22 protein-coding genes are annotated in these 22447 nt (G+C 73.2%); 13 read left to right on the top strand and 9 right to left on the bottom strand.

All coding sequences use genetic code 11. The features are described from left to right. Positions 1-24: 24 nt before the first annotated feature. Positions 25-243: a hypothetical protein gene (locus ACFVN5_RS12020; RefSeq protein WP_376955389.1), complete on the bottom strand. Its 219-nt coding sequence runs from the start codon at positions 241-243 to the stop codon at positions 25-27. Between the two features lie 169 nt (positions 244-412). Between ACFVN5_RS12020 and msuE the strand changes: the two genes are divergently transcribed. The 6 genes from msuE to ACFVN5_RS11990 all read left to right on the top strand — a co-directional run bounded on the left by msuE (position 413) and on the right by ACFVN5_RS11990 (position 5531). Further along, positions 413-1012: an FMN reductase gene (msuE, locus tag ACFVN5_RS12015; RefSeq protein WP_376955388.1), complete on the top strand. Its 600-nt coding sequence runs from the start codon at positions 413-415 to the stop codon at positions 1010-1012. A gap of 5 nt (positions 1013-1017) precedes the next feature. Beyond that, positions 1018-1671: a winged helix-turn-helix domain-containing protein gene (locus tag ACFVN5_RS12010; protein WP_376955387.1), complete on the top strand. Its 654-nt coding sequence runs from the start codon at positions 1018-1020 to the stop codon at positions 1669-1671. Positions 1672-1899: 228 nt separating this feature from the next. After that, the gene (locus ACFVN5_RS12005; protein WP_376955386.1) at positions 1900-2400 is read left to right on the top strand and encodes a GNAT family N-acetyltransferase; all 501 of its coding nucleotides are present in this window, start codon (positions 1900-1902) and stop codon (positions 2398-2400) included. Further along, complete coding sequence (locus ACFVN5_RS12000; RefSeq protein WP_376955385.1) at positions 2397-3587, top strand: amino acid ABC transporter permease; 1191 nt, start codon at positions 2397-2399, stop codon at positions 3585-3587. The genes ACFVN5_RS12005 and ACFVN5_RS12000 overlap by 4 nt, the downstream gene beginning before the upstream one ends. After that, positions 3584-4408 (top strand): amino acid ABC transporter ATP-binding protein, encoded by an 825-nt coding sequence (locus tag ACFVN5_RS11995; protein ID WP_376955384.1) that lies wholly within the window; start codon positions 3584-3586, stop codon positions 4406-4408. Before ACFVN5_RS12000 ends, ACFVN5_RS11995 begins: the two co-directional genes overlap by 4 nt. A 106-nt stretch (positions 4409-4514) precedes the next feature. After that, positions 4515-5531 (top strand): ABC transporter substrate-binding protein, encoded by a 1017-nt coding sequence (locus tag ACFVN5_RS11990; protein WP_376955382.1) that lies wholly within the window; start codon positions 4515-4517, stop codon positions 5529-5531. A 114-nt stretch (positions 5532-5645) separates the two neighbouring features. Here the strand turns inward: ACFVN5_RS11990 and ACFVN5_RS11985 are convergent, their stop codons facing one another. The 7 genes from ACFVN5_RS11985 to ACFVN5_RS11955 all read right to left on the bottom strand — a co-directional run bounded on the left by ACFVN5_RS11985 (position 5646) and on the right by ACFVN5_RS11955 (position 13748). Next, positions 5646-6755 carry an FAD-dependent oxidoreductase gene (locus ACFVN5_RS11985; RefSeq protein WP_376955380.1) on the bottom strand — a complete coding sequence of 370 codons (1110 nt, stop codon included), beginning with the start codon at positions 6753-6755 and terminating at the stop codon, positions 5646-5648. After that, entirely contained in the window at positions 6752-7759 is a 1008-nt protein-coding gene (locus ACFVN5_RS11980) for a GNAT family N-acetyltransferase (RefSeq protein WP_376955378.1), read from the bottom strand. Before ACFVN5_RS11980 ends, ACFVN5_RS11985 begins: the two co-directional genes overlap by 4 nt. Before the next feature lie 50 nt (positions 7760-7809). Continuing rightward, positions 7810-9012 carry an LLM class flavin-dependent oxidoreductase gene (locus ACFVN5_RS11975; RefSeq protein ID WP_376955377.1) on the bottom strand — a complete coding sequence of 401 codons (1203 nt, stop codon included), beginning with the start codon at positions 9010-9012 and terminating at the stop codon, positions 7810-7812. Between the two features lie 3 nt (positions 9013-9015). Next, positions 9016-9867 (bottom strand): DUF1684 domain-containing protein, encoded by an 852-nt coding sequence (locus tag ACFVN5_RS11970; RefSeq protein WP_376955376.1) that lies wholly within the window; start codon positions 9865-9867, stop codon positions 9016-9018. Positions 9868-9953: 86 nt separating this feature from the next. After that, complete coding sequence (locus tag ACFVN5_RS11965; RefSeq protein WP_376955375.1) at positions 9954-11192, bottom strand: LLM class flavin-dependent oxidoreductase; 1239 nt, start codon at positions 11190-11192, stop codon at positions 9954-9956. Continuing rightward, positions 11182-12561: an NtaA/DmoA family FMN-dependent monooxygenase gene (locus ACFVN5_RS11960; protein ID WP_376955374.1), complete on the bottom strand. Its 1380-nt coding sequence runs from the start codon at positions 12559-12561 to the stop codon at positions 11182-11184. The genes ACFVN5_RS11965 and ACFVN5_RS11960 overlap by 11 nt, the downstream gene beginning before the upstream one ends. Next, the gene (locus tag ACFVN5_RS11955) at positions 12558-13748 is read right to left on the bottom strand and encodes an LLM class flavin-dependent oxidoreductase (RefSeq protein WP_376955373.1); all 1191 of its coding nucleotides are present in this window, start codon (positions 13746-13748) and stop codon (positions 12558-12560) included. The genes ACFVN5_RS11960 and ACFVN5_RS11955 overlap by 4 nt, the downstream gene beginning before the upstream one ends. 193 nt (positions 13749-13941) lie before the next feature. Between ACFVN5_RS11955 and ACFVN5_RS11950 the strand changes: the two genes are divergently transcribed. Then, positions 13942-15276 carry a M20/M25/M40 family metallo-hydrolase gene (locus ACFVN5_RS11950; RefSeq protein ID WP_376955372.1) on the top strand — a complete coding sequence of 445 codons (1335 nt, stop codon included), beginning with the start codon at positions 13942-13944 and terminating at the stop codon, positions 15274-15276. A 103-nt stretch (positions 15277-15379) separates the two neighbouring features. On the opposite strand, the gene ACFVN5_RS11945 is transcribed toward ACFVN5_RS11950, so the two are convergent. Then, positions 15380-16402: a VOC family protein gene (locus ACFVN5_RS11945; RefSeq protein ID WP_376955370.1), complete on the bottom strand. Its 1023-nt coding sequence runs from the start codon at positions 16400-16402 to the stop codon at positions 15380-15382. Between the two features lie 163 nt (positions 16403-16565). On the opposite strand from ACFVN5_RS11945, the gene ACFVN5_RS11940 reads away from it, so the two are divergent. The 6 genes from ACFVN5_RS11940 (at position 16566) to pcaC (ending at position 22437) form a co-directional block, all read left to right on the top strand. Next, positions 16566-17330 carry an IclR family transcriptional regulator gene (locus tag ACFVN5_RS11940; protein WP_376955369.1) on the top strand — a complete coding sequence of 255 codons (765 nt, stop codon included), beginning with the start codon at positions 16566-16568 and terminating at the stop codon, positions 17328-17330. A 118-nt stretch (positions 17331-17448) separates the two neighbouring features. After that, positions 17449-18642: a 4-hydroxybenzoate 3-monooxygenase gene (locus ACFVN5_RS11935; protein ID WP_376955368.1), complete on the top strand. Its 1194-nt coding sequence runs from the start codon at positions 17449-17451 to the stop codon at positions 18640-18642. A gap of 2 nt (positions 18643-18644) precedes the next feature. After that, on the top strand, positions 18645-19442 hold the full coding sequence (pcaH, locus tag ACFVN5_RS11930; RefSeq protein ID WP_376955367.1) for a protocatechuate 3,4-dioxygenase subunit beta: 798 nt from the start codon (positions 18645-18647) through the stop codon (positions 19440-19442). After that, positions 19435-20034, top strand: coding sequence for a protocatechuate 3,4-dioxygenase subunit alpha (pcaG, locus tag ACFVN5_RS11925; protein WP_376955366.1), 600 nt, complete (start codon positions 19435-19437; stop codon positions 20032-20034). Before pcaH ends, pcaG begins: the two co-directional genes overlap by 8 nt. Positions 20035-20047: 13 nt before the next feature. Beyond that, the gene (locus tag ACFVN5_RS11920) at positions 20048-21229 is read left to right on the top strand and encodes a lyase family protein (RefSeq protein WP_376955365.1); all 1182 of its coding nucleotides are present in this window, start codon (positions 20048-20050) and stop codon (positions 21227-21229) included. Then, a complete protein-coding gene (gene pcaC, locus ACFVN5_RS11915; protein WP_376955364.1) occupies positions 21226-22437 on the top strand; it encodes a 4-carboxymuconolactone decarboxylase in 1212 nt (403 codons plus the stop codon). The genes ACFVN5_RS11920 and pcaC overlap by 4 nt, the downstream gene beginning before the upstream one ends. Positions 22438-22447: the final 10 nt, after the last annotated feature.

Below are 22447 nucleotides of genomic sequence, written 5' to 3'. Positions count from 1 at the left end.
CCAGCGCCGAGCGCGCGTCCTGCCTCAGGACGCGCGCTCGGCGCGTTCGGCGACGCGGCGCCGCACGATCGCGTCGGGCGCCGAGGTGAACCGGCCCGGACGGCCGTCGCCGGTGAGGTAGTGCACGCGGATGCCGCGGCCGAGGCGCGCGAGCCTGGTGACCTCGTACTCGGCGCCCGCGGCGTTGACGAGCGTGTCGCCCACGGCCAGTTGCCGTGTCGTCGTGAGCTCGATCGTGGTCATGTTGAGATGATCTCAGCAACCACCGACATCGCACCGGGCCGTGTTCCGGCCGTCGTTCATGGCGTCGTTCATGGCGTCGCGTTGCGTCGTCTTACCCCGGGCGTCGTCCGCTGACGCTCTGCGACGGACGCGGGTTCGCACCCACGAGGAGCAGGCATACGGTCGGGCCATGACTGATGTGGTTTCGATCGTCGCGGTGTCCGGCAGCCTGCACGCACCCTCCAAGACCACCGTGCTCGCGACCGAGCTGCTCGCGTCGTTCACGGCCGCCATCGAGGGCGTGGTGCCGAGCGGCGTCGCCGTCGAGCCGTACCTCATCGAGCTCGGTGAGATCGGGCGCGACTTCTCGGGCGCGCTGCGCCGCGACGAGCTGAGCCCCGCCGCCGAGGAGGCGCTGCGTCGCATCGAGTCGGCCACGCTGCTCATCGTCGCGAGCCCCGTCTACCGGGCGAGCTTCACCGGGCTGTTCAAGCACGTGTTCGACTTCGTCGGCCAGTACTCGCTCATCGACAAGCCCGTGCTGCTGGCGGCGACGGGCGGCAGCGACCGGCACGCGCTCATCATCGAGCACCAGTTCCGACCGCTCTTCTCGTTCTTCCAGGCGCTCACCCTGCCGATCGGCGTCTACGCGAGCGACGCCGACTTCGTCGACTACCGCATCGAGTCGGAGGCGCTGCAGGAGCGCATCTCGCAGGCCGTGACCCGCGGCCTGCCGGTGGTGCGCGGCACCCTGCCCGACGCCGTGTCGGAGTACGTCTCGACCTGGTGACCGCCGTGGCCGAGGGGGGATCGTTCGACGCACCGCGGCTCCGCGCCGTGCCGGGTGGCTCCGAGCCGCGCGGGTTCGTGCTGTTCGTCGGCATGGGGGAGGACGACTCGGCCGACGGGCGCATGACGATGCACCGCCTCGTCGACGCCCTCCGTCGCCGCGTCGCGGAGGTCGCGCCGTCGGCGGAGACGCACGCCGCGGTCGCGATCGCGCCCGTCGGCGCCGGCGGCCGGCACATCGACGTCGTCCGCCGGGCGATGAACGACCCCGGGCTCCGCCACCGCCCGCGGATGGCCCCGGTGCGCGTCGGCCGGGACGCGCGCCCGTCGGAGGGTGTGCTCATCGACGTCTCCCGCCGGCGCGTGTTCGTCGACGGCCGGACCGCCGACGTGACCTTCCGGGAGTTCGAGCTCCTGCAGTACCTCATCGCTCGCGAGGGGCGCGCGGTGCCGCGCGAGGAGCTGATCGCCGCGCTCTGGGACGGCGTCGAGGAGCTGCCGAGCGAGCGCACGGTCGACGTGCACGTGCGCCGTCTCCGCGTGAAGCTCGGCGAGCATCACGAGGTGCTGCGCACCGTGCGCCGGGTCGGCTACCAGTTCGAGCGCCGCCAGGGCGTCGTCGTGCGCCTCGCCTCGACGCCGAGCCCCGACCTGTTCTGACACGCGGCGACATCGATTCGCGGCCCGGTGCCGTCACCCGGGGTCATCCGCGAACGTCGCGCAGCGACATCCGAACGTGGGCGATGACGGGGCGTGACGAATTCCGTCACCGCGTGAACGGCGCCGTTGCAGGGCACCCGGGTGCCTCCATAACGTCGGTGCGACCACCCCGGGAACGCCGCCGACGAGCGACGTCGCGGGCACCCATCGACACGAGAGGAGAGCACGATGACCGCACTCGTCGTGCAGCTCGTCGCGGCCGACGACGACCTCGCCCGACCGCTCATCGCCGACCTCGCACGCGAGTACGACGCGCGCTACGGCGACTTCTTCGGCGAGCCGGCGAGCACCGAGCTGAGCCGCTATCCAGCGAGCGAATTCGCATCGCCGCACGGGGCGTTCCTGCTGCTCCTGGAGGACGGGCGACCCGTCGCGGGCGGTGCGTTCAAGCGCTACGACGCGACGACCGCCGAGCTCAAGCGCGTCTGGACGCACCCCGAGCGACGCGGACGCGGACTCGGCCGACGCGTCGTCGCCGAGCTCGAGGCCGAGGCCCTGCGCCGCGGTTACTCCGCGATCTTCCTCACCACGGGGCCGCGCCAGCCCGAGGCAGTGCGCCTCTACCTCGCGAGCGGCTACACGCCCCGGTTCGATCCCACCCTGCCCGCCGCCGACATCGGCATCCACGCGTTCGACAAGACGCTCGTCACCGAAGGAGCCCGCGCATGAGTCGCATCGCCACCGATCGCCGGCGCGACGCCGCGGCACCCGTGCCGACCGCCGGCGCCGCCGACGGAGTCCCGACCGCCCTGCAGCCGGGCGCGCCCACTGCAGGCGGAGCGGCCGCGGCGCCGGACCAGGTCGCCGCCCCGGTCCGGCCTGCCGGCCCGACGCCGCACGGCCTGAGCGTCGTGCCCGTCAAGCACTGGGGGCGCTGGATCGTCTCGGTCGTCGTCGCCTTCCTGATCGTGCAGTTCCTCTGGTCGCTGGCCGCGAACCCGAAGTGGCAGTGGGACGTGTTCGCCGAGTACTTCTTCGCGCCGTCGGTGCTGGAGTCGCTCGTGCTCACGCTGCAGCTCACGGCCATCTCGGGCGTCATCGGCTTCGCGCTCGGGGCCGTGCTCGCGATCTTCCGCCTCTCGAAGTCGCCGCTGCTCAACGCGGCCGCCTGGTGGTACATCTGGTTCTTCCGGTCGGTGCCGCTCGTGGTCCAGATCCTCGTCTGGTACAACCTCGGCTACCTGTACCCGACGCTCGGCCTCGGAACGCCGTTCACGACCGACTTCTGGCTCGTCGAGTTCCCGACGACGACGCTGCTCAGCGCCTTCGCCGCGGCGACCATCGGCCTCTCGCTGCACCAGGCGGCGTACTCGGCGGAGATCATCCGCGCCGGCATCCTCTCGGTCGACCAGGGCCAGCTCGAGGCGGCCGCGGCGCTCGCCCTGCCCCGTCGCATCCGCTTCTTCCGGATCACGCTGCCGCAGGCGGCCCGCGCCATCGTGCCGAACGCCTTCAACGAGATCATCGGCCTCGTGAAGGGCACCTCGGTGGTGTTCATCGTGGCGCTGCCCGAGCTCTTCTACACCGTGCAGGTGATCTACAACCGCAACCAGCGCGTCATCCCCATGCTGCTCGTCGCGGTCGTCTGGTACGCGGTCATCACGACCGTCCTGTCGATCGCCCAGTACTACGTCGAGCGCCGGTTCGCCCGCGGCGCCGTGCGCGAGCTGCCGCCGACGCCGATCCAGCGGGCGCGCCGCTGGGCGGCCGAGCAGTGGCGGCGCCTCGGCGACCAGGCACCGGATGCCGCGAGCCCACCGTCCCCGACCTCCGATGCCCCCACGGCATCGACCGCCGCCGCGACGACCGCCGTCTCCGCGACGACCGCCGCCGACCGCACCGGAGGTGCCGCATGACCAGCACGAGCCTCGCCCCGTCGTTCGACGAGCAGTTCGTCCCACTGCGACGTACGTCGACCGTCGGGCGCGTCGAGATCACCGACGTCACGAAGTCGTACGGCCCCCACGCCGTGCTGCGCGACGTCTCACTCACGATCGAGCCCGGCGAGGTCGTCGTGCTCATCGGCCCGTCGGGCTCGGGCAAGTCGACGCTGCTGCGCACGATCAACCACCTCGAGACCGTCGATCGCGGCTCGATCACGGTCGACGGCCAGTACATCGGCTACGAGCGCAAGGGCGACCGCCTCCACGAGCTGCACGAGGCCGAGATCCTGCGCCGGCGCACCCAGGTCGGGCTGGTGTTCCAGAACTTCAACCTCTTCCCGCACCTCACCGCAGTCGAGAACATCGTCGAGGCGCCCGTCGCCCTGGGCCGGCAGAACCGCAAGGAGGCGCGGGAGCTCGCGAGCGCGCTGCTCGCCCGCGTCGGCCTCGCCGACAAGGCGGACCACTACCCCCGCCAGCTCTCGGGCGGCCAGCAGCAGCGCGTGGCCATCGCGCGGGCGCTCGCCCTCTCGCCGAAGGTGCTGCTCTTCGACGAGCCCACGAGCGCGCTCGACCCCGAGCTCGTGGGCGAGGTGCTCGACGTGATCCGCGGGCTGGCCCGCGACGGCACGACCCTCGTCGTCGTCACGCACGAGATCGGGTTCGCCCGCGAGGTCGCCGACCGCGTGGTCTTCCTCGACCACGGCGAGATCGTCGAGCAGGGGCGACCCGCGCAGGTGCTGCTGAACCCGCAGCACGCGCGCACCAGAGACTTCCTCGCCAAGGTGCTCTAGACCGCACCGGCGTGGAGACCCGGCGCGGCGATCGCAGCGCCGCGCCGGGCGAGCATCCGAGAAACCGACCGGCTATCGGACGGAACAACCCTAGGAGAGTCCTCTCATGGCAATCAACAGGAAGCAGGTGGGGGTGATCGTCGCGGGCGTCGCGGCGCTGGCCCTCGTCGGCGGCGGCATCGCGTGGGCCGTCAGCGCGAGCAACTCGGCCGCGGCCGAGGACACCGTGTCCACCGAGGAGCAGGTGCAGGCGGCGTCGCAGTTCGACCTCACCTCGCAGAACGCGAAGGACCGGCCCACGATCGAGCCCGTCGCGGCGGCGGTCGAGGCCCTCGAGGCGAGCGGGTTCACGCCGATCGAGCCGGGCAAGCTCACGGTCGCGATCTCGCCGTGGGCAGCGCCGCTCGGCGTGCTCGCGTCCGACGACGACAGCACGGTGATCGGCACCGAAGCGGACTTCGGCTCGCTCATCGCCGACGGGCTCGGCCTCGAGTACAACCCGGTCGCCGTGAACTGGGCGGACTGGCCGCTCGGCATCCAGTCGGGCAAGTACGACCTCATCGCCTCGAACGTGACGGTCACCGAGGAGCGCAAGGAGCTCTACGACTTCGCCAGCTACCGCCAGGACCTGCTCGGCTTCTACGTGAAGTCCGACAGCGACATCGAGTCGATCGAGGGCGCCGAGGACATCTCGGGCCTGAAGATCGTGGTCGGCTCGGGCACGAACCAGGAGAAGATCCTGCTCGCCTGGAACGATGAGCTCGAGGCTGCGGGCGAGGAGCCCGCGGAGCTCGTCTACTACGACGACCAGGCGGCATCCGACCTCGCCCTCTCGTCGGGCCGCGTCGACGCGACGTTCGGCCCGAACGCCACCGCCGCGTACCGCGCCGCAACGACCGGCGAGTCGAAGCTCGTCGGCACCCTCAACGGCGGCTGGCCCGAGACGGCGCCCATCGCGGCCGGCACCGCCAAGGGCAACGGGCTCATCGAGCCCGTGCAGCTCGTGCTGCAGTCGATCATCGACGACGGCACCTACACCGAGGTGCTCGAGCGCTGGGCGCTCACGACGGAGGCCGTCGACGTCTCGGAGGTCAACCCGCCCGGCCTGCCGAAGTCCGAGTGACCCTCGGGTGACCAGGGCGGATGCCGCGCGGCCGATCGGTCGCGCGGCATCCGCATCGGTCGTTGCCGGCGTGCCGCCTCGGGCGTGGGTACGTCGATGGCAGGCGAGCGCGTCTCAGACCGTCGCGAACCGCCGCAGGCGGAACACGCCGGGCGACGGACGGCCGTCGACGAGGTCGGCGAGCACACGGCCGATGGCCGGCGTGAACTTGAAGCCGTGCCCCGAGAATCCGGCGCCCACGACGATCGGCCCCGCCGCATCGAGCAGGAACACCGAATCGGGCGTCGTGGTGTAGGTGCAGCTGATCGCGGTCACCGCGTCGGCGTCGGCGCCGGGCAGCCACTCGCGCATGTAGCGCCGCAGGGCGGCGAGCTGGACGGGCTCCGGCAGGAAATCGCGGGCGTCCGGGTCGACGACGGGCCCGGTGCCGTGCCAGCCCGCCTTGACGCCCGCACCGGGCGTGAGCATGCCGTACACGCCCGAGTACCACCAGTCGTCGCCCGGGCCCGGCCGGTGGTTGAAGCCGGGCCACTCGAACGACGTGTCGCGCACCGCGAAGTGCGCCGGCTGCTCCTGGGTGACGACCAGCGGCGGCAGCTCCACGGCTCCGCCGAGGAGCTTCGACGTCCAGGCGCCTGCGGTGACCACGACGCGGCGTGCGGTGAGTGTTCCGTCGTCGGTGCGCACCTCGACGCGGTCGTCATCGACGACACGGATGCCGCGCACCGGACTCTGGTGGCGGACCTCGGCGCCGCGGGCGACCGCCGCCTGCTGCAGGGCCCGCACCGCGGCATCCGCGTGGAGCCGACCGGCCGTCGGCGTGTGCAGCACGCGCGTCTCGAAGCGGATCCCCGGCCAGCGCCGCAGCGCCTCCTCGGGCGTCAGGAACGCGCTCGGGATGCCCGCGGACGCGAGCGCGGCGTGCACGTCGTCGAGGTCGGGATGGTCGCCGTGGTTCACGATCCCGACCTGCGCGAGGAGCAGGGTGCCCGTCTCGGCCTCGAGGTCGCGCCAGCGACGTTCGGCCTCCACGAGCAGGGCGACGTGCGCCGGCTCGGCGTAGGCCAGGTTGAAGTTTCGGGATGCCCCGTGCGAAGCCCCGTTGACGTGACCCTGGGCGAAGCGCTCGAGCAGCAGCACCTCGCGGCCGCGGCCGGCGAGCTGCCACGCGGCGGCGGAGCCCATCGCCCCGCCGCCGACGACGATGACGTCGAGGTCGGTCATCGGGCGAGGGTGCCCACGCGACCGGGCACGTCGATCGTGAACGCCAGCAGCCGGAACGTCCGGCCGCCGTCGACGATCTCGCGCTCGCGCTCGGTGAGCCGGGCGAACCCGAGCCGCTCGTAGAGCCGGTGCGCGCCGGTCATCTGCGGTCCGCTGTTCATGACCACGCGCTCGAGGCCGCGCAGCCGGGCGAGCTCGATGGCGTGCTCGGTGAGCGTTGCGCCGATGCCGCGGCCGCGCGCCGCGGGGTCCACCGCGAGGAGCCGGATGTCCAGTTCGCCCGGGGCCGCAAGTGGTGAGATGACCCCGCCGCGCCGAGGCGTCGCCACCGTGCCGAGCAGGCGGCCGTCCGCGGCATCCGCGGCGACCCACACCTGGTGCACGCGGGCGCGGGCGCCCACGTCGAGGATCGAGGCGCGGTATGTCTCGGACACGTCGTAGTCGTGCTCGTAGGCGCGCAGCGACAGTCGGGCGACGGCGTCCACCTCGTCGTCGCCCACGAGCCGCACGACGACGTCGTGGCGGCGGCGCAGCGGCAGCCGATAGTCGAGGTGATCGATGCGCGCATCGGTCGCGGCCTGCGGAGTGCGCGACCGATCGAACGGGGTGTAGCCGAGCCGCTCGTAGAGACGCTGGGCGGCATGGTTCAGCGTGCCCGTGTCGAGCACCACGGCCGACGCACCCCAGCCGTGCGCCTCCTCCTGTGCGGCGGCCGCGAGGGCCGCTCCGACGCCGCGCCCGCGGGCGCCGGGATCGACCGCGAGCAGCCGGAGCTCGGCCTCGTCGCCGACCGCGAGCCGGGCCTGCGGGCTGCTCGCGCGCAGGAGGCTCGCGGTGCCGACGAGCGCAGCGCCGCGCTGGTCGTGGGTCGGGACCTCGGCGACGAGCACCACGCCCGTCGCGGCCCGTTCGTCGACCGCTCGGAGGAGCGCACGGCGCTCGGCGCTCACGGGCAGGTGTCCGTATGGGCCGGCCGCGAACGCTCGCTCGGTGAGCCCCGTCACCGCCGAGAACTCGTCCGGTCGTCCCCCGCGGATGACGAGCCCGCCCGCCCTCACCGGGAAGCCACCGCGAGCGGGTCGATGCGGCGAGCGACCGCAGGGGTCGGGGCGGGAGGAGCTGCGGCCGGCCGCCCGCCCTCGCCGCCCGCCGCGATGGGCGCCGCGGCATCCGCTCGACCGCCTGCCGACGAGGGCCGCGTCGCGTACGGGTCGCCCGACCCCCACAGTGTGGTCGGCAGCTCGCGCCGCAGCACCGGCACGACCTCTGTCGCGAGGCGCTCGAGGAGGTCGTGCTGCTGCTCGATCGGGAGCGTCGACGGCAGGCTCACGGACTGCAGGTCGTGGCCGAAGGCCTCGTGGAAGCGGCCGATCTTGTCGACGACCTGCTGGGGGCTGCCCACGAGCGCAGGCCCGTCGGCGATGGCGTGGTCGATGTCGCGGAACGGCGTGTTGTTGCCGGGCACGTTCGTGGCGGCGACGAGCGCCTCGTAGACGGGTCCGTAGAGCTCGCGGGCCTGCTGCGTCGTGTCGGCGAGGAAGAGAGCGCCCGAGCCCGCGCCGACGTACGCCGAGCGCAGGTCGTGGCCGTGGCGGGCGAACTCGTCGCGGTAGTGGTCGACGAGCACCGCGTAGTTGCGCAGCGGCTGGATGGCGTTCGCCGAGAACAGCGGGTCGCCCCAGCGCGCCGCGAGCGCCGCCGAGGCGAGCGTCGTCGCCGAACCGTGCCAGACGCGTGGCGCGCCCGCGTAGGGGCGGGGGAGCGTCGTGGTCGCGCGCTGCGCCCGGGTGTATGGGGTCGCATCCCAGTCGACGTCGGTCTGCCTCCAGAGCCGACGCAGCAGGGCGTACTTGTCCGCCAGCAGCTCCCACTGATCGTCGATCTCGAGGCCGAACAGCGGGAACTGCGCCGCCTCGTTGCCCTTGCCGATCGTGAGCTCGAGGCGGCCGCGCGACAGCTGGTCGATCGTCGCGTAGTCCTCGGCCACGCGCACGGGGTCGAGCACCGAGAGAACCGTCACGCCCGTCTGCAGGCGGATGGTCGACGTCGCCGCGGCGATCGCGCCGAGCAGCACGCTCGGCGACGAGGAGAGGAAGTGCCCGGCGTGACGCTCGCCGACCGAGAAGGCGTCGAACCCGAGCCGCTCGGCCCGGCGGGCGAGCTCGACCGTCTGGTCGAGGCGCTCCGCCGGGCTGACGAGCCGGCCGGTGATCGGGTTCTCGACGTACGGGACGATGTCGAGCAGCTGGAACCGCATCGCTCAGGCCGCCTGCCGCCCGAGGGGCGTCTTCTCGCCGGCCTCGATGCCGACCGGCAGGCGATTGCCCGCCGGGGGCAGCGGACACGTCGCGTAGTCGGTGTAGGCGCACGGCAGGTTCACGGCGCGGTTGAAGTCGAGCACGACCGAGCCATCGGCGTCGGGTGCGTCGACCGAGAGGCTGCGGTTCGCCGCGTAGGTCGTGAGTCCGCTCGTCGCGTCGGTGAAGAGCACGAGGAGGCTGCCGGGCGCCGAGCCGTTGAACGCCGTGAGGCGGAATGTCTCGCCGCGAAGCTCGAACTCCAGCTCGCCGGGCGCCTCGTAGACGTGCTGCAGCCCTTCGACGGCCGCGCCGACGGTGACCTCGCGAGGCGCGTCGAACGGCACGAACCGCCCGGCCGCGAGCCAGCGCGGGTTCGGCAGGTAGGTCGGCGTGCCCGTGTACGCGACCCGGAACGGGAACGCGGGGTCACGCGGCCTCAGGATGTCGCGTCCGCCGCGCTTGGCGAGCTCGATCGCCAGGTCGCCCGAACGGAGCGTGACGCCCGAGCGCTCGGCGATCGGGCCGAACGCGTGCCGGCCCGAGAGTGCGACGCCGTCGAGCTCCAGCACCTCGTCCGCGTCGAGCTCGACCACGGGTCCCTCGTCGCCCGTCGTCCACGTGCCCGGCGTGCGGTCGAAGCGCTGCGGCGCCTCGTCGAGCCAGTGCAGGCCGGTCACGGCGAGGAAGCCGTGCCCGTCGGCCCGTGCGGCTTCGTGGGCCCGGTGCCAGTCCTCCCACTCGCGGGCGAAGGCGGCGCGGTCGATGCCCGCGGCGGCAGCGGAGGTGTTCGGGGTGCTCAGTGTGTCGGTCATGTCCGCATGGTAGGCAGGCCGCGAGGCGGGCTCGGGAGTCGTTGCGGCAGATGTCGAGCGGTCGTCACGGGGCGTCACGAGCCGGCTCATGCGACCGCCTCCGCGAGGTCCGAGCCGTCGTGCGCGAGGCCTCCGAACGCGCGCGCGTCGAGGGACTCCGCGGCATTCCAGGCCTCCGCGAGCAGGCGATACGAGTCGACGCGGCGTGCATGGTCGTGTGTGATCGTCGTGACGAGCAGCTCGTCGGCGCCCGTCGCCCGCTGCAGCGTCTCGAGGAGCCCGACCACCGTCTCGGGCGATCCGACGAAGCGAGTGTCGAGGCGGTCCTGCACCGCGGCGAGTTGCGCGTCGTCGAGTCGGTCGTCGGGGATCGCCTCCTCGGGCCGCGGGAAGCGCACCGCGCCCTGGCCCTCGCGGATGGAGAGGACCCACTCGGCGTAACCGGCGGCCAGGCGGCCGGCCTCGGCATCGGTCTCGGCGACCACGACGTCCACGGAGACGATCACGTGCGGTCGCTCGAGTTCAGCCGACGGCCGGAAGTGCGCCCGGTACTCGGCGACCGACTCCAGCACGCCGCTCGGCGCGACATGGTAGTTCGCACCGAAGCGCAGCCCGAGGCGCCCGGCGAGCCGTGCGCTCTCCCCGGCGGTCGAGCCGTGCACCCACAGCTGCACGTCGCTGCCCTCGGCGGGCTGCACGGTGATCGGGATGCCGTCGCCGACGTAGCCGCCGGCGAGGAACGCCCGAAGCGCGTCGACGTCGTCGGCGAACCGCGCGGCATCGCCGGGAACCCGTCCGAGGAGCCGACCCTGCAGTGCGAAGCGGGCGCGGTCGAAGCGGAACGGACGGGCCGGCGGCACCACGAGCCCGTCGACGATCGCATTGTCGACCGGGGGTGCGGGGGAGGCGGCGACCGGCGCGGCATCCGGTGCCGTCGACGGAGCGGAGCCGGCGGCATCCGGCGGCGGGAAGCCGGACCGGCCCAGGCCGAGGTCGACCCGACCCGGCCACAGCGCGGCCACCGTGCCGAACGCCTCGGCCACCTGGAGCGGCTCGTAGTTGCCGAGGATGGTCGCCGCGGTGCCGACCCGGATGCGATCGGTCGATGCCGCGAGGATGCCGATGAACGTGTGCGGGGCAGACCCGGCCACGCCGGGGTTGAGGTGGTGCTCGGCGAGCCAGTAGCGGGCGTAGCCGAACGCCTCGGCGCGCTGCGCGAGGTCGATCGCGTTGCGCAGGGCTTCGGCGGCCGTCGAGCCTTCGGCGATCGGCACGAGGTCGAGCACCGAGAGCGGCACCCGGGATGAATGCGGCTCAACCGGCACGGCGCACCTCCTGGTCCGCGGCGAGCTCGGTGGGCTCGGGCAGGCCGAGGTTTCGGCGCAGGGTCGCGCCCTCCTCGTACTCGGTGCGGTAGACCCCGCGTTCCTGCAGTTCGGGGATCACGCGGTCGACGAACTCGTCGAGCCCGTGCGGCGAGGTGGTGCCGACGATGACGAAGCCGTCGGTGGCCCGCTCCTGCACGTAGCGGTCGAGCTCGGCCGCGACCTGCGACGGGGTTCCGATGAACGACTGGCGGCCCGAGACCTTGATGACGAGCTCGCGGATGCCGAGCCCCTCCGCCTCGGCCTGTTCGCGCCAGGCACGCGCGACCTGCACCGCGTTCGGGAAGCGGGCCGCCCAGCCGCGGGCGAGTGCGGCATCGGGGTCGGGATCGAACTCGGGCAGGGGTCCGTCGGGGTCGCGATCGGAGAGGTCGGTGCCCCAGACCTGCTCGAGCACCGTGATCGCCGTGCGCGGGGTGACCTGGGCGAGCGAGGTCTCACGGGCGCGCTCCTGCGCCTCGCCATCGGTGTCCCCGATGGCGAAGGTCACGGCGGGCAGGATCTTCAGGGAGTCCTCGCTTCGGCCCCATCCGGCGAGGCGGCCTTTCACGTCGGCGTAGAACGCCCGCGCCTCGGCGAACTCGCTGTGCCGGGAGAAGATCACCTCGGCGTGCTCGGACGCGAACTCGCGGCCATCGGAGGAGTCGCCCGCCTGCACGATCACGGGGTAGCGCTGCGGACTCCGCGGCACGGTGAACGTGCCGGCCACGTCGAACTGGGGTCCGTGGTGGGCGAACGGCGCGACCCCGTCGTCGGAAAGGAACGCACCGGAGGCCCGGTCGGCGACGACCGCGGCGGGGGCCCAGCTGTCCCAGAGCTCCTTGGCCAAGCTCACGAACTCCGCGGCGCGCACGTAGCGGTCGCCGTGGTCGAGGTATCCGCCGCGACGGAAGTTCGCTCCGTGGAAGGCGTCGGAGCTCGTCACGACGTTCCAGCCCGCGCGCCCGCCCGACAGGTGGTCGAGGGTCGCGAGCTGGCGGGCGAGCTCATAGGGCTCGTTGAACGTCGCGCTCAGCGTGCCGACGAGACCCACGTGCCGCGTCACCGCGGCGAGCGCCGTCAGGATCGCGAGCGTGTTCGGGCGGCCGACGACGTCGAGGTCGTGGACGAGGCCCTTGTGCTCGCGCAGCCGCAGCCCCTCGGCGAGGAACACGTAGTCGAAGCGTCCCCGTTCGGCGGTGCGCCCGAAGTGCTCGAAGGCGCTGAAGTCGATCTGGCTGCGGTGCAGCGGATCGGACCAGATCGTCGTGTTGTTCACGCCGGGGAAATGGGCGGCCAGGTGCACCTGGCGCTTCTCGGTCGTGGTCATGCTGCGGCCTCCTGACGCGCGTAGCGATTGGCGGGTCGGTCGAAGCCGAGGCGTTCGCGGAGCGTGGCTCCGGAGGCGGCCGGCCGGCCGAGCGCCGGCAGCACCCAGTCGGCGAGCTGCTCGAGGTCGCGCGGCAGGCGGGCGGGCCGTAGGCGCACGCCGTCGTAGCCGAGCTCGACCCACGCGGCGATGCGGTCGACGAGCTCATCGGGCGTGCCGGCGAAGATGAGCCCGTCGGATGCCGCGGGGGAGCCGTTCGCCTCGTCGAGGCGGTCGAGCGCCCGTCGGGCGGCCGCCGGGGTGGACTCGAGCACGACGAGCACGTCGGCGAGCACCGAGAGCGGGCGCCCCACGCGGCCGACCCGCGCCTCCGCGTCGCGGACCTCGTCGAGGATCGACGACGCCTGCGCGTCGTCTTGGGGCGTCACGAAGACGAGGTCGGTGCTCGTCGCGGCGAGCTCGTACGGGATCGCCTGGTGCGCGAGCGCCGCGACGAGCGGCTGTCCCTGTGGCGACCGCGGCACGATCGACGCGCCCGTCACCGAGAACCACCGGCCCTCGAAGTCGGCGGAGTGCAGCTTGTCGCGATCGATGAACCGGCCGGTCCCGACGTCGCGGATGATCGCGTCGTCCTCCCAGCTGTCCCAGAGCCGGCGCACGACCTCGACCGCGTCGCGCGCCTCGTCGAAGAGCTCGCGCACCAGCGCCGAATCGCCGCGGCGCGCCTCCTCGAGGTCGAGCGGCGGGAAGCTCCGGCGCCCGAAGTGCGCGGCCTCGTGGGCGGCTCCCGACACCTGCACGCGCCACCCGGCCCGACCCCGGCTCGCGAAGTCGAGCGTCTGCAGGCCCGTGGCGACGTGGAACGGCTCGGTGTGCGTCGTCGTCACGGTCGGCACGAGTCCGATGCGGCTCGTGACGGGCGCGAGGAACGAGGCGATGAGGAGCGCGTCGAGCCGCCCGCGGACCTGGTCGCGCCGACCGTCGAGTGCGCCGAACGCCGAGGACTGCAGGCCGAGCGCGTCCTCGATCGTGAGGAGGTCGACGTCGGCGCGCTCGGCGAGCTGCGCGAGGGACTGCCAGTATGCGGCGGTGAACAGCTCGGCCGGTCGGGCCGACGGGTCGCGCCAGGCGGCGGGATGCCAGCCCGCCCCGTCGAGCGCGACGGCGATGGTGGGTCGTCGAGTCATGCGGGCCACCTTCCGCCGCGTCGAGCCGCCCGGGCAAGGCGGGTCGTCACCCGGCGCCGCAATCGCAACACGGCTTCATCAGGGGCATCCGGCGTCGTGTAATGCGGCGTCGCGGAGCGCAACCGCCGTTCACGCCGGGTCATCCGACGCGACACCGCTGGATCGTCCGGCGCCCGGCGAGGAGCATGGAGGCATGGGCACCCACGCGATTCCGACGACCGCGACGACGCTCGAAGCGGAGGCGCTCGAGTTCGTGCGCGACCTCATCCGCATCGAGAGCGTCAACACCGGCGACCTCGCGACCATCGGCGACGGCGAGGCGCAGGCGGCCACGTACGTGCGCGACGCGCTCGAGGAGGTCGGCTACGAGGTCGCCTACGTCGAGTCGACTCCTGGCCGCGGGAACGTCGTCGCGCGTCTCGCGGGATCGGATCCGTCGCGCGGTGCGCTCGTCGTGCACGCGCACCTCGACGTCGTGCCGGTCGACGGACAGGACTGGACGCATCCGCCGTTCGGCGCCGAGATCGAGGACGGCGTGCTCTACGGCCGCGGCGCCGTCGACATGAAGCACTTCGCGGGCGTGATCCTCGCCATCGCGCGGGCGTTCCGGCGCGACGGGATCGTGCCCGACCGCGACCTCGTCTTCGCCTTCTTCGCCGATGAGGAGGCGGGCGGCACCTGGGGCGCGCGCTGGCTCGTCGAGCACCGGCCCGAGCTGTTCGACGGCGCGACCGAGGCGCTCAGCGAGGTGGGCGGCTTCTCGGTGCCGCTCGCGCCGGGCCGACGCGCCTACCTCGCGGCGACCGCGGAGAAGGGCGTCGCATGGGCACGGTTGCGCACGCGCGGCCGGCCGGGTCACGGCTCGCGTCCGACCGACGACAACGCCGTCGTGCGCCTCGCCCGGGCGGTCGCGGCGATCGGCGAGCACCGCTTCCCGGTGACGCGGACGCCGGCCGTCGAGGAGCTCCTGCGCGTGTTCGGCGAGGCGCGCGGGATCGACTTCGACGACGAGCGCATCGACGAGCAGCTCGAGGCCCTCGGCTTCGTCGGCGGCCTCATCGGCGCGTCGCTGCGCGACACGGCGTCGCCGACCGTGCTGGAGGCGGGGTCGAAGACGAACGTGATCCCCGCCGCCGCGACCGCGACGCTCGACCTGCGCGTGGTGCCCGGGCACGAGGAGTCGTTCCGCCGGGACCTGCGGACGCTCGTCGGGGACGACATCGAGATCGAGGTCGGATCGTGGTTCCCGGCGATTGCGGCCGATCCCGCTGCGCCGCTCCTCGACGTCATCGGGCGTGCGATCGCACGCGAGGATCCCGATGGGGTCGTGGTGCCGTACCTGCTGCCCGCGAGCACCGACAACAAGCACCTCGCGCGCCTCGGCATCGCGGGCTACGGGTTCGTGCCGCTTCGGGTCCCCGACGGCTTCGACGTGTTCGGGCAGTTCCACACCGCCGACGAGCACGTGCCGGTCGAGAGCCTGGCGTTCTGCGCGCGTGTCACGGCGGAGGTGCTGCGCGGGGCGTGAACGCGCGCCCCGCGGCATCCGCCACCCGGACGCAACGCGAACGGCGGCCCCGGCCGATCATGGGGATCGGGCCGGGGCCGCCGTCGTGCCGGCTGTCTGCGAATCAGCCTTGGCCGTGCTTGCCGTAGGGGTTGAGCAGCGCCTCCTCGGTGCCGGGGACGATGCCCTCCTCCGTGGCGGTCGGGTGGCCCTCGTCGGGCGGGAACGACTCCGTCATCGACATCGGCATGGCGCCGTTGCGGTAGAGGTTGTTCGAGCCCGTCGACGGCTTCCACGTGTTGGCGTCCCAGTCGGGCACGTAGTTGCGGTACCCGCCCGTGTTCACCTCGATGCGCAGGCCGCTCGGGTCGCGGAAGTACAGGAACGACTGCTCGCCGATGCCGTGGATCGACGGGCCGTACTCGATGTGCACGCCGTTCTCCATGAGCACGTCGGCCGCGATCAGGAGCTCCTCGCGGGTGTCGACCCAGAACGCGTAGTGGTTGATGCGGCCGGGGCGCGACGAGCTGTCGAGCACGACGCCGAGGTCGTGCGACTTCTCGTTGGTCGTGATGACCGCGAAGACCGTGATGGGCGCCTCGTCGAGCTCCGTGTAGGCCATGATGCGGAAGCCGAGCACCTCGTTGTGCCACTTGGCGAAGGCCTTCACGTCGGATGCCGCGATGGTGACGTGGTCGAGGAACCGCGGGGCTCCGGCGACGCTGGAGCGCTTCTCGGGGCGGTCGGGGAAGATCGACGCGTGCTCGTCCTCGGCGTGGTACTGCTCGACGTCCCAGGCGAGGCGGATGGTGTGTCCCCAGGGGCCGGTGAAGACGTACGAGCGGCCGCGACCGGGGCCGGAGTCCGACCACTCGCCCGTCACGCCCGCCTCCTCGACGCGGCGCGCCGCCTCTTCGAGGGCCTCAGGGCTCGTGGTGCGCCAGCCGATCTCGACGAGGGCCGGCTCGGGCCCCTCCGAGATGACGACGCTGTGGTGCGTGTAGTCGCCCCACGAGCGCAGGTAGACCTTGCCGCCGTCGCGGCCGACCTCGCGCAGGCCGAGGCGCTCCTCGTAGAACGCGACCGACGCCTCGACGTCGGGTGCCGCGATCTCGACGTGCGAGAGATGTGACAGGAGGGTGATCATCGTCGATCCTTCTTCGTTCCGGGTGGCGGCGCCGAGCCGCAGGATGGTGCGTGCCGCTTCGGCACTGCATCCACTCTCGGTGAGCGGGGCCCATCAGGGAAGCTGAATCTGATGATGCCTCGGATCGACCTGCCTGATATGCACCGAGGAATACGATGTGCGCATGGCCGGTGGAGGCAGCGACGGCCGCTCCGTCGCCGAGAAGCTCTTCGCGATCGCCGACGCCTTCCAGGGCCGCGAGGACCTGTCGCTCAGCGAGATCGCCGCGCGCGCGAACCTCCCGCTGTCGACCGCCCACCGCCTCGTGGCCGAGTGGGTGGAGTGGGGCGGACTCGTCCGCGGCGAGGACGGGCGCTACCGGGTGGGCATGCGCGTCTGGCGACTCGGCGTGCGGCAGCCGACGGCCATGCGGCTCCGGCGCATCGCGATGCCGTACCTCGAGGACCTGCTCGAGGCCACCACCGAGCACGTGCACCTCGCGGTGCGCGACGGGCTCGGTGCGATCTACCTCGAGCGGCTGTCGGGGGCCGACGCGGTCTCGGTGATCTCCGACGTGGGCTCGCGCCTGCCGCTGCACGCCACGGGCGTGGGCCTCGTGCTCCTCGCGCACGCGCCCTCGGAGGTCTTCGACGAGGTGCTCGCCTCCCAGCCGCGCAGGTACCTGCCGAACACGCTCACCGAGGAGCGCGAGCTGCGGCGCCGCCTCGCCGAGATCCGCTCGTTCGGGATCTCCACGTCGTTGGAGGAGCTCACGCGCGGTGCGTTCTCGGTGGCGGCGCCCGTGCGCGACGCGACGGGGGAGGTCGTCGCTGCGGTGTCGGTCATCGCCCACGTCGAGCGTGTGGGAGAGCCGCAGTTCGCCCTCGGCGTGCGCATGGCCGCGCGCGGCATCTCGTCGGCGCTGGGGTATCGACCGGCCGGCGAATAGCGGGGCGGGTCGAGTCGCGCCTGCGATTTCTTCCACTGGGTGGAAGCATGGCCCCGGATGCCGCGCCACCGCTGCATGCTCGTCACGTCCTTCCCGACGACGTGAGAGGCGTACCCACGTGCGACAGTCCACCTCCGTGGCCATCATCGGCGCCGGCCCCGCCGGCCTCATGCTCGGCCATCTCCTGGCGCAGGCCGACGTGCCGTTCGTCATCCTCGAGGCCCAGACCCGCGAGCACGTGCTCGGCCGCATCCGCGCCGGCGTGCTCGAGCAGGGCTCGGTCGACCTGCTCGCCGAGCACGGCCTCGACGCCGACCTGCGCGAGCGCGGTCTCACCCACCACGGCATCTACCTGCAGTACGAGGGCCGGCGCCACCACGTCGATTTCGTCGACCTCGTCGGCCGCACCGTCACGGTCTACGGCCAGCAGGCGCTCGTCAAGCACCTGCTCGCCGAGCACGAGCGCATCGGCTCGAACGTGGTGTTCGAGGCGCGGGACGTCGAGCCCGTCGGCGTCACCGGCGCGCGTCCGACCGTCACCTACACCAGGGACGGCGTCACCGAGGAGCTCGAGTGCGACTTCGTCGTGGGCGCCGACGGCTACCACGGCGTGTGCCGGCGCAGCATCCCCGACGGCGGCATCGAGGTCTTCGAGCGCGCGTACCCGTTCGGCTGGCTCGGGATCCTCGCCGACGTGCCGCCCTCGACCGACGACCTCATCTACGCGCTCCACAGCGACGGCTTCGGCATGCACTCGATGCGCTCGCTCGAGGTCTCGCGCCTCTACGTCCAGGTCGCGCCCGACGAGTCGATCGACGACTGGAGCGACGCGCGCATCTGGGACGCGCTGCAGACCCGCCTCGGCGTCGACGGGTGGGAGCTGCGCGAGGGTCCCATCACCGAGAAGTCGATCACGCCCATGCGCAGCTTCGTGGTGTCCACGATGCAGCACGGCCGCATGTTCCTCGCGGGCGACGCGGGGCACATCGTGCCGCCGACGGGAGCGAAGGGCCTGAACTCGGCGATCGCCGACGTCGCGCTCCTCGCCCGCGGCATCCTCGACCACCGCGCGGGCGACGACACCGGCCTCGCGCGCTACAGCGACCGCGCGCTCGCGCGGCAGTGGAAGGTGCAGCACTTCTCGCAGTGGATGACCGAGATGCTGCACGTGCACCACGAGGTGCCGGATGCCTCGGCGCGCGCGTTCCGCTACCGGAGCCAGGTCGGCCAGCTCGAGTACGTGACCGGCTCGCACGCCGCCCTCCAGAGCCTCGCCGAGCAGTACGCCGGCCTTCCCTTCACCACGGAGTGACCATGCAACGACCCGCATCCCAGCCCGAGCTGACGCAGGCGACGATCAGCGGCGAGATCGCCGACCGCCACGGCCGCGAACGCGATGTCGCGGCATCCGCCGGTGCACCGCTCGCCGCGCACCCGCGTCGCGACTTCGCGCCGTACCGGTCGACGCTGCTGCGGCATCCGACGCACGAGCTCGTGCGCGCCGACCCCGAGGAGATCGAGCTCGTCTCGCCGGCGTTCGGGCACACCGACGTGTCGCCCGAGGAGGCCGACCTCACGATCCAGCACGTCGGCGAGCCGCTCGGCGAGCGCATCGTCATCACGGGACGCGTGCTCGACGGCGAGGGTCGTCCCGTGCGCAACCAGCTCGTCGAGATCTGGCAGGCGAACGCGTCGGGGCGCTACGTGCACAAGCGCGACCAGCACCCGGCCCCGCTCGACCCGAACTTCACGGGCGTCGGGCGCCTGATCACGGGCGACGACGGCTCGTACCGGCTCACCACCATCAAGCCCGGGGCGTACCCGTGGAAGAACCACCGGAACGCCTGGCGGCCCGCGCACATCCACTTCTCGTTCTTCGGCACGGCGTTCACGCAGCGCCTCGTGACGCAGATGTACTTCCCGGGCGACCCGCTGTTCGCGCTCGACCCGATCTACCAGTCGATCGTCGACCCCGCGGCGCGCGAGCGGCTCGTCGCGTCGTACGACCACGACGTGTCGGAGCCCGAGTGGTCGCTCGGCTACCGCTGGGACGTGGTGCTCACCGGCCCGAAGTCGACGTGGATGGAACCGGAGGACGCCGACCATGCCTGAGGAGTCGATGCCCCGGCAGGCGCCGGCCCGGCATGCGCTGGGCCAGACCCCGTCGCAGACCCTTGGCCCGTTCTTCGGCTACGCGCTGCCGTATCCGGGCGGGCCCGACGTGCGGGCGCCGTGGCTGCACGACGCGATCCGGCTGCACGGCACCGTGTCCGACGGCGCGGGCGACCCGATCCCCGACGCGATCGTCGAGATCTGGGGCGCGGATGCCGCGGGCCGGCCATCGACCGAGCGCGGCTCGTTCGAGCGCGACCAGCACGGCTTCACCGGCTACGGCCGCGCGGCGGTCGACCGCGACGGCCACTACTCGTTCACGACCCTGAAGCCGGGCGCCGCCCGCGAGGGATCCGCGCCCTACCTCGTCGTGGCGCTGTTCGCCCGCGGCGTGCTGCACCACCTCTTCACCCGTGCGTACTTCGACGACGAGGCCGAGGCGAACGCCGCCGACCCGCTGCTGTCGCGCGTCGACGCCGACCGCCGCGAGACGCTCGTCGCCCGCGCCGACGCTCCCCGCTCGTACCGCTTCGACGTCCGCCTGCAGGGCGACGGCGAGACCGTGTTCCTCGACTACGGCACCGAGGTCTGACGAGGATGGGGTCATGACCGACTGGGGACTCATCGATCCGGGTGGCGCCGACGCGACCGCCACCGACGACGAGGCCGTGCTCGCGGCGCTCGTCGACGTCGAGCGGGCGCTGCTGCGGGCGTGGGGGAGCGTGCTCGACGAGTTCCTCGACGCGCAGGCCGACGCGCTCGATTCCGCTGCCCTCGACCGCGACGCCCTGCGCGCCGGCGTCGAGCGCGACGGGGTGCCCGTCGTCGCCCTCGTGCCCGCGCTGCGCGCGCAGCTCGAGGCGGCGGGGCTTCCAGCCGATCGACTCCACCTCGGCGCCACGAGCCAGGACGTCGTCGACACGGCCCTCATGTTCGTCGCACGCGATGCCCTCGCGGCCGCGCGCGCCTCGCTCGTCGAGGCGGGACGGGGGCTCGCGGTGCTCGGGCAGGGCGCCCGGCACCGCCCGCGCATCGCGCGGTCACTCGCCCGCCATGGCGAGGCGTCGACCCTCGGCGTGCTCGCCGCGGGCTGGCTCGACGGCGTGAGCTCGGCCGTCGCGGCGATCGATGCGGTCGAGTTCCCGGTGCAGTTCGGCGGTGCGGTGGGCACCGGTGCGGCAGCGGATGCCGCGGCCGGGCGTCCGGGCGCCGCCGATGAGGTGCGCGCCGAGTTGGCCGCCCAGCTCGGGCTCGCCGACCCCGGTCGGTCGTGGCACGCCGAGCGCACGCCCGTGCTCGCCGCGGCATCCGCCGCCGCCAGCGTCGTCGCGGCCCTCGGGCGCATCGCGGGCGACGCGACGTTCCTCTCGCGGGAGGAGGTCGGCGAGGTGCGCCTCGCGAACGCCGGCGGCTCGTCGGCGATGCCGCACAAGCGCAATCCCGCCGACGCGGTCGCGATCACGGCCGCGGCCGTCGAGGCGCCCGGGCTGCTCTCGGTCATCGCGAGCGCGGCGATCGCCGGCGACGAGCGGTCCGCCGGCCGCTGGCACGCCGAGTGGTCGGCGCTCAGGCGCCTTGCGCGGCTCGCGCGCTCGGCGTCCGCCGCCGCGTCGCGCCTCGTGTCGGGACTCGAGTTCGACGCCGACCGCGCCGCCGCGCTGCTCGCGGACTCGGGCCCGGCCGGCGCGCGTCCCGACCGCGACGTGCTCGCCGCGGCATCCGACCGCGTGGTCGACCGCTCCGTCGCCCGTTTCACCCGCCTCACCGAACCGGAGGCCCGCGCATGACCGTTCCCCGACTCCTCGGCTCGTTCGCTCCGGGCACCGCGCCCGACGCGGCGAACCCGCTGCTCGTGCTGCTGCCGTCGCTCGGCACCGAGTCCACGCTGTGGGACGGCGTCGTCGCCGCCCTGCGCGCCGATTCCCGCACTGCTGGGCTGCGCATCCTGCGCATCGACCTGCCCGGGCACGGCGCGAGCCCGGCGGTGCCCGGTCCCGTCAGCATCCCCGACCTCGCCGAGGCCGTGCTCGCGGTCGTCGACGAGGCCGGCGGCGGCGGGTTCCACGTCGCGGGCGTCTCGCTCGGCGGCGTCATCGCGCTCGAGCTCGCGGTCGCGCACCCCGAGCGCGTGCAGAGCCTCGTCATGAGCTGCAGCGGCGCGCGCATCGGCACCGCCCAGGGCTGGACGGACCGCGCGGCGCAGGTGCGCGCGAGCGGCACGGCGTCGCTCGTGACGGCCAGCGCGGGCCGCTGGTTCGCGCCCGGGTTCCTCGACCGGGACGCGGGCGGGCCCGGCGCGCGCACGCTCACCGCGCTCGTCGACGTGGACGACGCCTCGTACGCCCGCTGCGCCGAGGCGCTCGCCGACTTCGATCGCACGGCCGACCTCGGTTCGCTGGCCGTGCCGACGCTCGCGATCAGCGGCGAGCACGACGCGGTCACCACGCCCGCGTCGATGCAGGACCTCGCCGACGACATCCCCGGTGCGCGGCACATCGCGCTCGACGGGGCGTCGCACCTCGCCGTGCTCGAGGAGCCCGCGACCGTGGCCGAGCTCATCGCGGAGCACGTCGGCGCCGCCGAGCGGGCCGCTGCGGCATCCGTCGTGCACGACCACGGCATGACCGTGCGCCGCGCCGTGCTCGGCGACGCGCACGTCGACCGGGCGATCGCGGGCACGACGCCCGAGACGGCGGCGTTCCAGGACTTCGTCACCCGCACGGCGTGGGGCGACATCTGGGCCCGGCCCGGCCTGACGCGCCGCGAGCGGTCGATCGCGACGCTCGCGAGCCTCATGACCGGCGGCCATGAGAACGAGATCGCGATGCACGTGCGCGCCGCGCTGCGGAACGGGCTCACGCGCGACGAGATCGCCGAGGTGCTGCTGCACACGGCGCTCTATGCGGGCCTGCCCGCCGCGAACAGCGCGCTCGCGATCATGCGGGACGTGTTCGCGGAGCACGATGCCGCGGACGCGCCGGACACGAACGACTGACCCGACCTCC

Source organism: Agromyces sp. NPDC057865, assembly GCF_042796995.1.
Lineage (GTDB): Bacteria > Actinomycetota > Actinomycetes > Actinomycetales > Microbacteriaceae > Agromyces.
The sequence above is the reverse complement of the archived record's forward strand: the minus strand, read 5'-3'. Positions and strand labels throughout refer to the sequence as shown.